The organism is Duganella sp. 3397 (genome assembly GCF_031456625.1).
Lineage (GTDB): Bacteria > Pseudomonadota > Gammaproteobacteria > Burkholderiales > Burkholderiaceae_D > Rugamonas > Rugamonas phyllosphaerae.
This window is the reverse complement of record NZ_JAVDVB010000004.1, coordinates 493,883-508,587: the sequence shown is the minus strand read 5'-3', so window position 1 is coordinate 508,587 and position 14,705 is coordinate 493,883. Positions and strand designations below refer to the sequence as shown.

Below are 14,705 nucleotides of genomic sequence, written 5' to 3'. Positions count from 1 at the left end.
GCAAGGAAAAAACTTGCCTTTTTGCCTCATTAAATCCGACTATGCATTAACCAAAAATCGCTGACAAATACGTTTTACTTTAATTATTCAGATCGAAAAACTATAAATGCGCGAAAAAAATCGCTGCAATTCTGGCTGCCGGGACTGCCCCGTCAAAAACAGGCGAAATTATAAGTCAGCGATTACCACGTGAAATCCATTCATTGCCAAACAAGCATCAAGCCACGCTTGCTACGCCGAATTCTGTAGCTTGCCGGCCACACTTGGCAAAAAACAACTGTCCAGTTGAAGGAAATAAAGGTAGGGGTGACAACAGGCGGACGCTGTCGTGCGGGGAAAAATATTTGCGACGAAGTGGCTGCGGGTGTGGACGTTGCGCCACACACCCGGCGGTCTTAAAGCGTACTCAGCGTTTTTGCTTTGGTTGTGCCTTCGCAATATCGGCTTCAAATCTGTCGAACTTGCCGTCTAAAGCTTTCAACAACCGTTGTTTATCTGCGTCAGCCAGGAAGGAATAACGGATGCTGTCGTACGACAGCTTCTTCACTTCGCCATACGTCGGCTGGTAGCGCGACGCGAACAGCACGTATTCGCCGGACAGGTTGTTGCGCGACACGCCAGCGTCATCGGTGCTGAGCACGAACGGCACGCCATATTTGCGGAACAGCGTGACCGGGTGTTCCTGGTCCTTGATGCCCAAAATAAAGTCGTTACTGCTCAAATTGACCTCGACCGGGATATTCCGATCACGCATTTTTTTCATGATGCCGAGCGGATCGTGCTCGTGGGCGATGTCCATGCCATGGCCGATGCGGCTGGCGCCCGCTACGTCGAGCGCATCCTTGATGTGGAATTTCAAACCTTCCGGTTCCACCATGCCCAGCGACAGCTCACCGGCGTGCAGCGCCAGTTTCACGGACGGGTACTTGGCTTTCAGGAAGCCGTACATTTTCATGTGCAGCGCATAGTCGCGCATCGATACGTGGGTGCTTTCCTGGCCGACGATGTTGACGCCGACGATCATCGGACTGGCCGTGGCCAGCTTGAAGCTCGATACCATTTGTGAAAAAACCTGCGACGGCGTGAGGAAGCGCAGCGCAAACGGCTGGTAGCGCAGGGTGAAGCTCTCGTCGTCGATGCCGGCGCCCGATTTTTTCACGTTGTCGAGGTAGGCGGCGATCCAGCCGTTGAAGGCCTGGTCGCCTTCGAGCTTGCTCATGTACGCGGCCAGGTCGGCGTCGGTGACGGTGCCGGCGCGGGCCTTGTCGTCGAAACCGGCATCCTGGGCGATCGGCGCAATCTCGAAGATGGTCTCGATGTAGCTGAGGTTTTCGTCGATGGCGCGGCGCTTGAGCGTCTGCAGGCCCTCGGCGGTATTGGTGGAGGCTACCGAATTGAAATAGGCGAAAGTGTCGAAGAACTGGCGGTCTGGCGGGTTCTGGATGGCGCCGTGGTTGTGGTAGTCCTTGTCGGACCAGCGCTGCAGCAGGTTGGACAGGAAAGTGTTGTCCAGCATGGTGTCTTCACCCGACAGGCAGGCGCGTTCTGCCAGCGGCCGCGCGCGTTCTGCCTTGGCCACTGCCTGGTCGACGTTGATGGTGTAGCCGGCCTTGTTGATGCAGAAGCCCTGCTTGTCCACCCAGCGTAGGTACTGCTCGGCGTACAGCGCGCCCGAGTAATGGTGGTGCAGGTCGCCGCCCTTGGGCATCAGCGTGAAGAACATGGTCAGCTCGGCCAGCCTGGGCTCCTTGCCGGCCACCATGGACGCGAACACGTTGCTGGTGACCGCTTCATTGGTCGCGGCCTGCGCTGCCAGCGGTGCTGCGCACAACATGGCCGCCGCCAGTGGAATGGCCAGGGCGTTGAAGCTGACGAAGTGTTTATGCATGGTTCTTCCCGATGTGAGGTGATATTAAGTGCGGACGTGGACCTGGCGACCGCCCGAATAGGTGGCGGCAATCGCCCGGTCGTCGCCCAGCAGCGCCAGCGCAAACAGCTGCTCTTCCAGGCTGGCGACGCTGCGCGAGCGGCGCTGCAACAGCGGCGTGCCTTGCGGATCGACGACGATGAAATCGGCCTCCGCGCCCGGGGCGAAATTGCCGATCGTGCCCTCCAGCTGCATGGCGCGCGCCGCGCCCAGCGTGGCCAGGTAAAACATTCGCAAGGCCGGCAAATTGCTGCCCTTCAAGCGCGCTACTTTATAGGCTTCATTCATGGTTTGCAACATCGAGAACGAGGTGCCGCCGCCCACGTCGGTCGCCAGCGCGACCAGCATACCCGCCTGGTCGGCGCGCTCGAAGTCGAACAGGCCGCTGCCGAGGAACAGGTTGGACGTCGGGCAGATCGCGGCTGCGGCGCCGGTTTCCGCCATGCGCCGGCGATCGGCGTCGTCGAGCCAAATGCAGTGGCCGTACATGGCGCGCGGACGCAGCATGCCGTAGCTGTCATACACGTCGATGTAGCTGCGCGACTGCGGGAACAGTTCGCGCACCCACGCGCATTCGGCTTCATTTTCCGACACGTGGGTCTGGATATAGGTGTCCGGGTAGGCACGCGCCAGTTCTCCGGCCAGGTGCAGCTGCTCGTTGGTGGACGTGGGTGCAAAGCGCGGCGTGATCGCGTACTGCGAGCGGCCGTGGTTGTGCCAGCGGTTGATCAGGGCTTCGGTATCGCGCGCGCCGCTTTCGGCCGTGTCGCGCAAAAACTCGGGGCAATTGCGGTCCATCAGCACCTTGCCGGCCACCATGCGCAGGCCGCGCGCTTCGCTGGCGGTGAAGAACGCGTCCACCGATTGCGGGTGCACGGTGCAGTACACCATGGCGGTGGTGGTGCCGCAGCGCAGCAGCTCGTCGAGGAAGAACTCGGCTACGCCAGCCGCATGTTCGGGGTGCTCGAAACTGCGCTCGGCCGGGAACGTATAGGTCTCCAGCCACGGCAGCAGTCCTGCCGATGGCGAGGCGATGATATCGGTCTGCGGGTAGTGGATGTGGGTGTCGATAAAGCCGGGCATGAGCAGCTTGCCGCTGTAGTCGTGCACCGTGGTCCCAGCAGGCAGCGTGGCGTGCAAGGTGGCGTAGTCGCCGGCCGCCCGCACCTTGCCGTCCGCGACGATCAGCAGCCCGTCTTCATGCCAGGCGTGCGCGTTGTCGCTGAACGCCGGATCGGCGAGAAAGTGCAGCAAGCTGCCTCGATAGGCTTGCAGGTCGGTGGTGGACATAGGGGGCTTTCTGAAATCAGGTGGTAACGGCGCTGCGATGTTGATGCTGCTGCTGGTGTTGTTGGTGCTGCTCCCAGACCATCAGCAATTGCGCGCACACGGAGGCGGCGATAGCGGCGGGGAGCTTACTGGTAATGCCGGGCAGCCCGATCGGGCAGACCATGGCGGCGATACGGTCCTGCGCGATGCCGCGCGCGGCCAGGCGCCGTTCGAATTGTACCCGTTTCGTGTTGGATCCGATCAGGCCGAACCAGCCCACGTGCGGACGGGCCAGGATGGCCTCCGACAGGCGCTGGTCGAGCGCGTGGCTGTGGGTGAGCACCAGGTAGCTGGCGCCATCCGGTGCGCACGCCACCAGCGCTTCGGGCGTGTCGGTCGCTTCCACGGTGACGTTGGCCGGCACAGTGGCGGGGAACATGTCTTCGCGTTCGTCGATCCAGGTGACGGTGCACGGCAAGTCGCCCAGTGTGCGAACGATGGCCGCGCCCACGTGGCCGGCGCCGAACAGCAGCAGGTGGGCGCGCGGTGCCGGGCAGGCGTCGAGCAGCCAGCGACGGCCGGTGGGGTCGCGGAACACGTTGGTGGTTCTGCAGGTTGCGGAAGTGTTGGCGCCGCCGGCCATGACCGCGCCAGGTATACGTGCGCCTGGCTTGGCGTGGCTCATGCCGATCAGGGTGCCTGCGGCCAAGGCCGGTACGGCGCCCTGCCCGGCAATGGTCATCCCGTCGGCATCGAGCAGCAGCGCTGCCGGCGGGCCGTCGATGGCGCTCACGCGCCAGGTATCTTCACGCGTACGTAAGCGCAAGGCGGCCAGCACCGCGCGCAGCGCTTCATCGACCACCTCGAACGCCAGGTGCACCACGCCGCCGCAGCACTGGCCGAGCGTGGGGCCCAGGGCATAACGCTCCAGCCGGCTGGCGCCAGCGGTGGGGTCGTCGAGCATGGCGCGCGCCAGGTCCACCGCGCACAGCTCCAGGTGGCCGCCGCCGATGGTGTCGAACTGGCCGGTGCGCGTGACCAGCATCCTGGCGCCGGTTTCGCGTGGGCCGGAACCCTCGACGATGGCCACCGTCACCAGCACCGCCGGTTGCGCCACATTGGTCAGCCACGCATTCATTTCAGACACCAAGCTCGACGATGGACACCGCGCGCAGGATTTCCTCGCTGGTGGCCGGCGCGTTGAGCGGCGGGTTGACGTGGTGGCCGCCCACGCTCGATATCGCATCGCGAATCGCAAAGAACACCGAGAACGGCAGCAGCAACGGCGGCTCGCCCACGGCCTTGGACCGGTGGATGCTGTCTTCGACGTTGTCGTTCCGGTACAACGTGACGCGCAAGTCTTCCGGGCAGTCCGAGATGCCGGGGATCTTGTATGTCGATGGCGCGTGCGTCATCAGCTTGCCGGCGCCGTTCCACCACAATTGCTCGGTGGTGAGCCAGCCCATGCCCTGGATAAAGGCGCCCTCCACCTGGCCGATATCGATAGCCGGGTTGAGCGAGCGGCCGGCGTCGTACAGGGCGTCGGCGCGCAGCAGCTTCCATTCGCCGGTCAGTGTATCGACCACCACTTCGGAGACAGCTGCGCCATAGGCATAGTACGAGAATGGGTGGCCGCTCATGGTTTTCGGATCCCAGTGCAGGCCAGGCGTGGCGTAGAAACCGTCGGACCATAGCTGCACGCGCGCCAGGTAAGCTTTTTGCACCAGTTGCGGGAACGGTACCACGTGACCGTTGACGTGCACCGCGTTGTCCTCGAAGCGCACCGGCTGGCCGTCGTCGGCGCCGTACAGTTTGATGGCATGGGCGGTAAGGCGCTCGCGGATCTGGCGTGCGGCGTCCTGCGCCGCTTTACCGTTCAAATCCGCGCCGGTGGAGGCGGCGGTGGCCGACGTATTCGACACCTTGCTGGTATCGGTGGCAGTCACGCGCAGGTTTTCCATCGACACGCCCAGTTCGTGCGCCACCACCTGCATCACCTTGGTGTTGATGCCCTGCCCCATCTCGGTGCCGCCGTGGTTGACCAGCACCGAGCCATCGACGTACACGTGCACCAGCGCGCCGGCCTGGTTCAGGTGGGTGACGTTGAAGGCGATACCGAATTTTACAGGGGTGAGCGCCAGGCCTTTTTTCAGCACCGGGCTGGTTTGATTGAAGGCATCGATGGCCGCGCGGCGGGCGCGGTATTCGCTGCTGCGTTCCAGGTCGGCGGTCAACGCCCCGATCACGTTGTCGACGATCTCCTGGCCATACGGCGTGATATTGCGGGATGTAGTGCCGTAGAAATTGACCCGGCGGATATCGAGCGCATCGCGCCCGAGGTTGCGGGCGATATCGTCGATGATGTATTCGATCGCAATCGCGCCTTGCGGGCCGCCGAAGCCGCGGAACGCGGTATTCGATTGAGTGTTGGTCTTGCCGCAGCCGGCCAGGATTTCCACGTCCGACAAATAATAGGTGTTGTCGAAGTGGCAGACCGCGCGCGTGGCCACTGGGCCGGACAAGTCGGCCGAGTAGCCGGCGCGCAGCGTCATGTCCACCTTGGCGGCGAGGATTTTACCGCTGTCGTCGTAACCGACTTCGTACTCGTAATAGAAGCAGTGGCGCTTGCCGGTGACCAGCATGTCGTCGTCGCGGTCGGCGCGCAGTTTGACCGGGCGTTTCAGCTTGGCCGCTGCGATGCCGGCGGCAGCCGCCCACAGCGCCGACTGCGACTCCTTGCCGCCGAAACCACCGCCCATGCGCCGGCACTCCACTTGCACCTTGTGCGAGTGCACGCCCAGCGCGTGGGCCACCACGTGCTGCATTTCGCTCGGATGCTGGGTCGAGCATTGCACCAGCATGCCCTGGTCTTCCTTGGGGATAGCGTAGGCGATCTGGCCTTCCAGGTAAAACTGCTCCTGGCCACCGACGAACAGCTTGCCTTTGACCACGCGCGGCGCCAGGTCGAACGCGGTCTGGAAATCGCCGCGTTTCAGTTGCATCGGCGGCAGTACGTACGATTGCGCCGCTTTCGCCTCCTGCGGGGTGAGAATGGCCGGCAGTTCCTCGTAATCGATCACGGCGCGGCGCGCGGCGCGGCGGGCGTTGTCGTGGGTGTCGGCCACCACGATGAAGATCGGCTGGCCCACGTACAGCACTTCGCCGGCGGACAGGATCGGGTCGTCGTGGATGATCGGGCCGCAGTCGTTGGTGCCGACGATGTCGGCGGCCGTGTACACCGCCACCACGCCGTTCGAGGCGCGCACGGGCGCCAGGTCGATGCGCTTGATGTTGGCGTGCGCCTTGGCCGACAAGCCCAGCGCGGCATGCAAGGTGCCTTGCAGTTCCGGGATGTCGTCGGTGTAGGTGGCCTGGCCCAGCACGTGCAGCTCGGCCGATTCGTGCTGACGCGCGATGCCGACGGCTTGCCAGCTGGCGGCGTCACGCACGCTGTTGGGGGCGGTGGGCTGGTTCATGCGGACTCCCTCGCGTTTTTGAAGGCAAAGGCATTGACTTCTTCATTGGCCAGCGGCGCCTCGAGCCGGGTTTCGAACCAGAACCGGCGCAGCAGGTTTTGCGCGGTCTGCATGCGATAGCTGCCTGATGCACGCATGTCGGACAGCGGCGCGAAGTCCTGCGTCAGCATATCCATCGCCCCCCGCAAGTTGGCTTCGTTCCAGCGCAAACCGGTCAGCGAACTCTCTGCCCGTGGCGCGCGGCGCGGCGTGGCGGCCATGCCCCCATAGGCGATGCGGGCGTCGACGATATGGTCACCATCGAGCGTAAACGCGAATGCCGCGCACACGGCCGAAATATCCTGGTCGAAGCGCTTGGCCAGTTTATAGGTGCGGAACTGGACGTTCTCGCGCGGCAGCGGCACCCGCACGGCAGCGACGATTTCGTCAGGCTGCAAATCCTTTTTCTGGTAGTCGAGGTAGAACGCTTCGAGTGGCAGCACGCGCTGGCCATTGGCGCCTTGCAGCACCACCTCGCTGCCCACCGCGATCAGCCACGGCATCGAATCGCCGATCGGCGAGCCGTTGGCGACGTTGCCGCCCAGGGTGCCGGCATTGCGGATCGGCAGCGAGGCGAAGCGCTGGCGCAGTTCGCCCAGCTGGCTCGGATACAGTTCGCACAGCGCGTTGTAGGCGTCTTCCAGCGACACGCCGGCGCCGATTTCCAGCATGTCGCCCTGCTCCACCACAGTTTGCAGCGCGGTCACGTGGCCCAGGTAGATGATGTCGCCCAGTTCGCGCAGCTGCTTGGTCACCCACAGGCCGATGTCGGTGGAGCCGGCCAGCAGGGTCGCTTGCGGGTGGGCGGCGCGCAGGGCCACCAGTTCTTCGATGGTGCGCGGCGCGTAAAAGGTGCGGCCGTGGGCGGTGTAGCTGCTGCCCGCCTCGCGCTGCAACGCTTGCAGCTGTGCGGTCAGCGCGGCGCGGTCGAACGCGACGGCCGGCAGTGCGGTCATGCGATGGGCGGCGTCGATGATGGGGCGGTAGCCGGTGCAGCGGCACAGGTTGCCGGACAGGCAGTCGTCGATCTCGCGGCGCTGCGCGGACTGGCCTTCTTTATCGAGGTACATGCCCCACAAGGACATGACGAAACCGGGGGTACAGAAGCCGCACTGGGAGCCGTGGCACTCCACCATGGCCTGCTGTACCGGGTGCAGCGCGCCGTCCGGCTGCTGCAAGTCTTCCACGGTAAACAGCGCCTTGCCGTCGAGCGTGGGCGCGAACTGGATGCAGGAATTGACCGCCTTCATCTCGAGCTGGCCGGCCGGATTGAGGCTGCCGACAACCACGGTGCAGGCGCCGCAATCGCCTTCGGCGCAGCCTTCCTTGGTGCCGGTGCAGTGCAGGTCTTCGCGCAGGTGCTGGAGCACGGTGCGGGTGGGCGCGCCACCCGTAAATTCATGCACGGCGCCACGGAAGTAAAAGCGGATCGGTTCGGACATCAGGGCCTCACGCAGAAAATGGATGGGTGGTGCGCCAGTGGTCGGCGATATCGATGCGGCGCGTGATCCATACCTGCTCGTGCGACTGCACGTAGTCGAGGAAGCGCGCCAGCGCAGCCAGCCGTGCAGGCCGGCCGACGATGCGGCAGTGCAGGCCGATCGACAGCATCTTGGGCGCATTCAGGCCGGCCGGGTCGCCTTCGGCGTACAGCACATCAAAAGCGTCCTTCAGATAGTCGAAGAACTGCGTGCCCGAATTAAAACCCTGGGCGGCAGCAAAGCGCATGTCATTGGTGTCGAGCGTGTACGGCACGATCAGCTGCGGCGCGGTGGTGGGCTGGCCGTCGGCGCCCGTGTGGGCCACCTGCTGCCAGAACGGCAGGTCGTCGCCGTAATGGTCGGCGTCGTAGGCAAAGCCGCCGTGTTCCATCACCAGCCGGCGCGTATTGGGCGAGTCGCGCCCTGTGTACCAGCCCTGCGGCGCGCTGCCGGTGAGTTCGCGGATGATGTCCACGGCTTCTTTCATGTGGGCGCGCTCGGTGGCTTCGTCCATATTCTGGTAGCTGATCCAGCGCAGGCCGTGGCAGGCGATCTCGTGGCCGAGCGACTGGAAGGCGGCGACGGCCTCCGGGTGGCGCTTGAGCGCCATCGCCACGCCGAACACGGTGAGCGGCAGCTGGCGGTCTTCGAACAGGCGCAGCACGCGCCACAGGCCCGCGCGCGAACCGTATTCGTACAGCGACTCCATGCTCATGTGGCGGTCTGGGAAGGACGCCGCGCCGATGATCTCGGACAGGAAGGTCTCGGAACCGGCGTCGCCGTGCAGCACGCTGTTCTCGCCGCCCTCCTCGTAATTGAGCACGAATTGCAGCGCCACCCGCGCGCCGCCGGGCCAGCGGGCGTGGGGCGGGGTGCGGCCGTAGCCGACCAGGTCGCGCGGGTAGTTGTCGTATGTGCTCATGCGGGTGCTCATTCAGGTCTCAAAGACGCGGGCCGGTATGTTGAGGAAAATATTGGGGAATATATCCTTAATCATATAGGCGTCGGCGCGCGCCGGTATATGATTTACACGATAGCCGCTTGTCATTCACCGATATAGACCGATACAGGACACCACCGCCATGGGCAAACTCAGCACGCACGTACTCGATATCACCCAGGGCAAGCCCGGCGCCGGCGTCAAGCTGGCGCTGTACGCGGTCAACGCAGAGGGCCGCACCCTGCTCACCACCGACGTCACCAACGCCGACGGCCGCTGCGCCACGCCGCTGCTGGCGGGCGAGCAGCTCAAGGCGGGCAAGTACGAACTGGTGTTCGCCGCCGGCGACTATTTCGCCGAGCAGGGCGTGCAAGTGCCCGAGCCGCGTTTCGTCGATGAAGTGACCATCGCCTTCGGCGTGGCCGACGCCGGGCAGAACTACCATGTGCCGCTGGTGGTGTCGCCGTGGGCGTATTCCACTTACCGGGGTAGCTAAGCTAAGATGCGGGCACCATGACCACATCCCACCCGGCGTTGATCGCCTCCCTGCTGCGCCAGGCCGTGCAACTGCAACAGCAAGGCCAACTGGAGCCCGCGCAGGCGCTGTACCGGCAGGTACTGGCGCTCGAGCCGCAACACTTCGACGCACTGCACCTGCTGGGCGTGATCGCACGCCAGCAAGGTGACGCAGTCGCCGCCATCGACCTGATCTCGCGGGCGATCGCGGTCGATGGCGGGCAAGCCAGGGCCCACGCCAACCTGGGCGTGGCGCTGATGGACGCCGGCCGCGTGCAGGACGCGCTCGACAGCCACGAGCGCGCCATCGCGCTGCAAGCCGACTACGCCATGGCCTGGAGCAATCGCGGCAACGCGCTGCGCCAGCTGCAGCGCCATGGCGAGGCGCTGCACAGCTACCAGCGCGCTTTGACGCTGCAGCCCAACTACCCGGAAGCGCATTGCAACCGCGCCATCGTGCTGCAGGAAATGGGCCGCTACGCCGAGGCGCTGGGCGCGTCCGAGGATGCGCTCGACCTGCGCGAGCGCTACGCCGACGCCTGGTTCGCACGCGGCAATGCGCTGCACGGCTTGCGCGCGCTCACAGAAGCGATCGACAGTTTCGAGCGCGCCATCGCGCTGCGTCCCGCGTGGGCCGAAGCGCACAGCGCGCTGGGCGCCAGCCTGCAGCGGCTGGGCGACTTCGACGCTGCGCTGGCCGCCTACGACCGCGCCCTGGCACTGAAACCGGGCCACGCGCTGGCGCACTACCATCGGGGCAACACCTTGCGCTCGCTGGGCAGGATCGAGCAGGCGGTTGCCGCCTACCGCGCCGCGCTGGCTCACGGCGACGATCCGCAAACCATCGCCTTTGCGCTGGCCTCGGTGGGTGCGGGCGAGACCCCGGCCACGCTGCCGGGCGAGTATGTGCGCACGCTGTTCGACCAGTACGCCAACCACTTCGACCAGCACCTGACCGAAGTGCTCGGCTACCGCACCCCGGCCGCGCTCGACGAACTGATACGCGGCAATGGTCACCATGATGACCTCGACATCGTCGACCTGGGCTGCGGCACCGGCCTGTGCGGCCCTTACCTGCACGCGTACGCACGCCGACTCGACGGCGTGGACCTGTCGCAGCACATGCTGGACAAGGCGGCCGAACGCGCGCTGTACGGCGAGCTCGCCTGCTGCGACCTGGTGACGTATCTGGCTGGCCGCGACCAGGCATGGGACCTGGCTATGGCTGCCGACGTATTCGTCTACATCGGCGACCTGGCGCCCGTCTTCGAAGCGGTACACCGGGCCTTGCGCGCGGACGGCCGCTTCTGCTTCTCGGTCGAAGCCGGGGTGGAAAACGGCGCCGACTACGTTTTGCAACCGTCCAACCGCTACGCCCATACCCTGCCCTACCTGCACCGGCTGGCAGCCGCCACCGGCTTCACCGTCCTGGCCACCGGCAACCTGGCCGCCCGCCAGGAAAACGGCGCCCCGATCACCGCCCACACCCTGCTGCTGCGCAAAACCTGACTTCGGGGGCAATGCCGACAATTGTGATCAAGCCATCAAGGTGATCAAATTATTACGTACCTTGCACACTTCGGACGGCAAACGCGGCCATTGAATCGTGCGGCGGTGGCTGCGCGCAACAGCAGAGGTACAATCGGCTCGACCAGCGGTCTGCACGCTTTACAAAGGATGTGCCTGAGGGCATGATTCAGAAGGGCAACTGGTTCGCCCTCCACCATCCGTTGGAAGCAGCCATGGCCGCAGTCTTACCGAATACCGTTCCGATGCCGGGCCTGGCGCGCGCCCTGATGCAGGCCGGCCGCCTGTCGCCGCCGCAGGCCGAGGCGCTGCACAAGAAAGCTCACCACGAAAAGCAGCCGTTCATCGACGTGCTGCTCGCCAGCGGCGCCATCGATGCGCGCGCGCTGGCCACCTTTTGCGCCGAGACCTTCGCCTACCCCTTGCTCGACGTCTCGATGCTCGACATGGAAGCGCTGCCGGCCAAGGCCATCGACGCCAAGCTGATGCAGGGCCAGCGCGTGGTCGCATTGGCCAAGCGCGGCAACAAGATGGCCGTCGCCATTTCCGACCCCACCAACACCCAGGCGCTCGACCAGGTCAAGTTCCAGACCGAATCGACAGTGGAGCCGGTGATCGTGCCGCACGACGCCTTGCTGCAACTGCTGGCGCGTTTTGGCCGCAGCGCCGAGCAGAGCATCGCCGACCTGGCCGGCCCGGAAACCGAGTTCCAGTTCGCCGAAGAAGAGGAAGCGCCGGCCAGCGCGGCCGACACCGCCGCCGCCAACGAAGTGGAAGATGCGCCGGTGGTACGGTTCCTCAACAAGATGCTGCTCGACGCCGTGACCATGGGGGCGTCCGACCTGCACTTCGAGCCGTTCGAAAAATTCTACCGCGTGCGCTTTCGCGTCGATGGCGTGCTGATCGAACATGCGCAGCCGCCGGTGTCGATCAAGGACAAGCTGGTCTCGCGCATCAAGGTGCTGGCCAAGCTCGATATTTCCGAAAAACGCGTGCCGCAGGACGGCCGCATGCGCCTGGTAGCCTCGCCCACCCGCACCATTGACCTGCGCGTCTCGACGCTACCCACGCTGTTCGGCGAAAAGACCGTGATGCGCATCCTGGACGGCAGCCAGGCGCAGCTGGGCATCGACGCGCTCGGTTACGAGCCGGAACAGAAAGCGTTGTTGATGGACGCCATCCATCGCCCCTACGGCATGGTGCTGGTCACCGGGCCCACCGGTTCGGGCAAGACGGTGTCGCTGTACACCTGCCTGAACGTGATCAACAAGCCCGGCATCAATATCTCCACCGCCGAAGACCCGGCCGAGATCAACCTGCCGGGCGTCAACCAGGTCAACGTCAACGACAAGGCCGGACTGACCTTTCCGGTAGCGTTGAAGTCTTTCCTGCGCCAGGACCCGGACATCATCATGGTCGGCGAGATCCGCGACCTGGAAACGGCCGACATCGCCGTCAAGGCCGCGCAAACCGGCCACCTGGTGTTTTCCACGCTGCACACCAACGATGCGCCATCGACCCTCACGCGCCTGATGAACATGGGCGTGGCGCCATTCAACATCGCCTCGTCGGTGACCTTGATCACGGCCCAGCGCCTGGCGCGGCGGCTGTGCAGTTGCAAGCAGCCGGTAGACATCTCGGCTGACCTGTTGCTCAAGGCCGGCTTCCGGCACGAGGATCTCGATGGCAGCTGGAAACCATACGGCCCGGTCGGCTGCGAGCGCTGCAACGGCGGCGGCTACAAGGGCCGCGTGGGCATCTACCAGATCATGCCGATCACGCCGGCCATCGAGGCGCTGATCCTGGCCCACGGCAACGCCATGCAGATCGCTGCCCAGGCCCAATCGGAGGGCGTGAAGTCGCTGCGCCAGTCGGGCTTGCTCAAGGTGCGGCAGGGCATGACCAGTCTCGAAGAAGTACTCGGCTGCACCAACGAATAGGACCGCGACCCATGGCAAACCCCGGCAACCAGGTCAAGGAAACCATCTTCGCGTGGGAAGGCAAGGACAAGACCGGCAAAACCGTGCGCGGCGAGTTGCGCGCCGGCGGCGAGGCGGTAGTCAACGTCACCTTGCGGCGCCAGGGCATCATGGTCACCAAGGTGCGCAAGAAGACTTACCGCAGCGGCAAGCGCGTCAAGGAAAAGGACATCTCGCTGTTCACCCGCCAGCTCGCGACCATGATGAAGGCCGGCGTGCCCTTGCTGCAGGCGTTCGACATCGTGGGCAAGGGCCATTCCAATCCGTCGGTGTCGAAACTGGTGATGGACTTGCGTGCCGATATCGAAACCGGCACCAGCCTCAACCAGGCGTTCCGCAAGTTCCCGCTGTACTTCGACGCCCTGTTCTGCAACCTGGTCGCCGCCGGCGAACAGGCCGGCATCCTGGAAGACCTGCTCACCCGGCTGGCCATCTACAAGGAAAAGACGCTGGCCATGAAGGCCAAGATCCGGTCGGCGCTGATGTACCCGATCTCGATCCTGGCGGTAGCCTTCATCGTCACGGCCGTGATCATGATCTGGGTGGTGCCCGCTTTCAAGGAAGTGTTTGCCAGTTTCGGCGCCAACCTGCCCGCCCCCACGCTGTTCGTGATGGCGCTCTCGGCGTTCTTCGTTAACTGGTGGTATGTAATTTTTGGTAGTCTTGGCCTGGGCATCTGGTTGTTCTTCCGCACCTGGAAACGCTCGGTCAAGATGCAGCGCACCATGGATCGGCTGATCCTCAAGGTACCGGTGTTTGGCGACGTGGTGCGCAAGGCCACCATCGCCCGCTGGACCCGCACCCTGTCCACCATGTTTGCCGCCGGCGTGCCGCTGGTCGAGTCGCTCGATTCGGTCGGTGGCGCGGCCGGCAACGCCGTGTATGCCGACGCCACCCGCCGCATCCAGAACGAGGTAAGCACGGGAACCAGCCTCACGGCCGCGATGCAGAACGCCGACGTGTTCCCGAACATGGTCACGCAGATGGTGTCGATCGGCGAGGAATCGGGCGCGCTCGACGCCATGCTGGGCAAGGTGGCCGACTTTTACGAGGAAGAAGTGGACGAGGCCGTGGCCTCGCTGTCGAGCTTGATGGAGCCGGCGATCATGGTCATCCTGGGCGTGCTGATCGGCGGGCTGGTGATTGCCATGTACTTGCCGATCTTCAAGCTGGGCTCGGTGGTGTAAGCAAGTTAGTCCGGTTTTTTCGTAGCGGAACGCAAGGCCAGCAGGCGCTGGCGGCCGTCGGCCAGGGCGGCGTCGCCCTGGTCGAGCAGGTGCTCGATGGCCGCGCGCTCGGCGCTGCCGGCTGGAAAGCGCTGGCCGACGCTTTGAAAGCTGAGCAGGATGCCTTGCATGCCCTGCAGCAGCGCATCGTGGACATCGCTGGCCAGGCGCTCGCGCTCGGCCAGTTGCGCCAGCAGATCGCGGCGGCGGCACATGGCTTGGCACCAGCGGTCGTGGCACAGCAAACCCAGCACCAGGCACAGGGACAGTCCCAGCAACAGGCCACCGGTCAGCCACAACCAGGGGGGTAAAAAAGTCGGCAATC

Annotated in this window: 11 protein-coding genes; 4 read left to right on the top strand and 7 right to left on the bottom strand. The window is 64.6% G+C overall.

Annotated features, from left to right (window positions below; translation table 11 throughout):
* Positions 1-406: 406 nt before the first annotated feature.
* Genes J2X54_RS15090 through puuE form a run of 6 tightly spaced genes read right to left on the bottom strand, consistent with a single transcriptional unit; the run spans position 407 to position 9,114 of the window.
* Entirely contained in the window at positions 407-1,888 is a 1,482-nt protein-coding gene (locus J2X54_RS15090; protein ID WP_310181668.1) for an adenosine deaminase, read from the bottom strand.
* A gap of 24 nt (positions 1,889-1,912) precedes the next feature.
* Positions 1,913-3,217, bottom strand: coding sequence for a guanine deaminase (guaD, locus tag J2X54_RS15085; protein WP_310181667.1), 1,305 nt, complete (start codon positions 3,215-3,217; stop codon positions 1,913-1,915).
* Between the two features lie 16 nt (positions 3,218-3,233).
* Positions 3,234-4,334, bottom strand: a complete 1,101-nt coding sequence (gene xdhC / locus J2X54_RS15080) for a xanthine dehydrogenase accessory protein XdhC (RefSeq protein ID WP_310181666.1) — start codon at positions 4,332-4,334, stop codon at positions 3,234-3,236.
* A 1-nt stretch (position 4,335) separates the two neighbouring features.
* The gene (gene xdhB / locus J2X54_RS15075; RefSeq protein WP_310181664.1) at positions 4,336-6,672 is read right to left on the bottom strand and encodes a xanthine dehydrogenase molybdopterin binding subunit; all 2,337 of its coding nucleotides are present in this window, start codon (positions 6,670-6,672) and stop codon (positions 4,336-4,338) included.
* A complete protein-coding gene (gene xdhA, locus J2X54_RS15070) occupies positions 6,669-8,153 on the bottom strand; it encodes a xanthine dehydrogenase small subunit (protein WP_310181658.1) in 1,485 nt (494 codons plus the stop codon). Before xdhA ends, xdhB begins: the two co-directional genes overlap by 4 nt.
* A 7-nt stretch (positions 8,154-8,160) precedes the next feature.
* Complete coding sequence (puuE, locus tag J2X54_RS15065) at positions 8,161-9,114, bottom strand: allantoinase PuuE (protein ID WP_310181656.1); 954 nt, start codon at positions 9,112-9,114, stop codon at positions 8,161-8,163.
* 160 nt (positions 9,115-9,274) lie between these two features.
* On the opposite strand from puuE, the gene uraH reads away from it, so the two are divergent.
* The 4 genes from uraH to J2X54_RS15045 all read left to right on the top strand — a co-directional run bounded on the left by uraH (position 9,275) and on the right by J2X54_RS15045 (position 14,341).
* A complete protein-coding gene (gene uraH, locus J2X54_RS15060) occupies positions 9,275-9,628 on the top strand; it encodes a hydroxyisourate hydrolase (RefSeq protein WP_310181654.1) in 354 nt (117 codons plus the stop codon).
* Between the two features lie 17 nt (positions 9,629-9,645).
* A complete protein-coding gene (locus J2X54_RS15055; protein WP_310181653.1) occupies positions 9,646-11,157 on the top strand; it encodes a tetratricopeptide repeat protein in 1,512 nt (503 codons plus the stop codon).
* A 233-nt stretch (positions 11,158-11,390) separates the two neighbouring features.
* Entirely contained in the window at positions 11,391-13,115 is a 1,725-nt protein-coding gene (pilB, locus tag J2X54_RS15050) for a type IV-A pilus assembly ATPase PilB (RefSeq protein ID WP_310181651.1), read from the top strand.
* Between the two features lie 11 nt (positions 13,116-13,126).
* Positions 13,127-14,341: a type II secretion system F family protein gene (locus J2X54_RS15045; protein ID WP_310181649.1), complete on the top strand. Its 1,215-nt coding sequence runs from the start codon at positions 13,127-13,129 to the stop codon at positions 14,339-14,341.
* A 5-nt stretch (positions 14,342-14,346) separates the two neighbouring features.
* Here the strand turns inward: J2X54_RS15045 and J2X54_RS15040 are convergent, their stop codons facing one another.
* The gene (locus J2X54_RS15040) at positions 14,347-14,703 is read right to left on the bottom strand and encodes a histidine kinase (RefSeq protein ID WP_310181648.1); all 357 of its coding nucleotides are present in this window, start codon (positions 14,701-14,703) and stop codon (positions 14,347-14,349) included.
* Between the last annotated feature and the right edge of the window lie 2 nt (positions 14,704-14,705).

What these genes read in the sequence shown, in the direction of transcription:
- J2X54_RS15090 (WP_310181668.1), bottom strand. Translation starts at nt 1,888, where the DNA reads ATGCATAAACACTTCGTCAGCTTCAACGCCCTGGCCATTCCACTGGCG.
- guaD (WP_310181667.1), bottom strand. Translation starts at nt 3,217, where the DNA reads ATGTCCACCACCGACCTGCAAGCCTATCGAGGCAGCTTGCTGCACTTT.
- xdhC (WP_310181666.1), bottom strand. Translation starts at nt 4,334, where the DNA reads ATGAATGCGTGGCTGACCAATGTGGCGCAACCGGCGGTGCTGGTGACG.
- xdhB (WP_310181664.1), bottom strand. Translation starts at nt 6,672, where the DNA reads ATGAACCAGCCCACCGCCCCCAACAGCGTGCGTGACGCCGCCAGCTGG.
- xdhA (WP_310181658.1), bottom strand. Translation starts at nt 8,153, where the DNA reads ATGTCCGAACCGATCCGCTTTTACTTCCGTGGCGCCGTGCATGAATTT.
- puuE (WP_310181656.1), bottom strand. Translation starts at nt 9,114, where the DNA reads ATGAGCACATACGACAACTACCCGCGCGACCTGGTCGGCTACGGCCGC.
- uraH (WP_310181654.1), top strand. Translation starts at nt 9,275, where the DNA reads ATGGGCAAACTCAGCACGCACGTACTCGATATCACCCAGGGCAAGCCC.
- J2X54_RS15055 (WP_310181653.1), top strand. Translation starts at nt 9,646, where the DNA reads ATGACCACATCCCACCCGGCGTTGATCGCCTCCCTGCTGCGCCAGGCC.
- pilB (WP_310181651.1), top strand. Translation starts at nt 11,391, where the DNA reads ATGGCCGCAGTCTTACCGAATACCGTTCCGATGCCGGGCCTGGCGCGC.
- J2X54_RS15045 (WP_310181649.1), top strand. Translation starts at nt 13,127, where the DNA reads ATGGCAAACCCCGGCAACCAGGTCAAGGAAACCATCTTCGCGTGGGAA.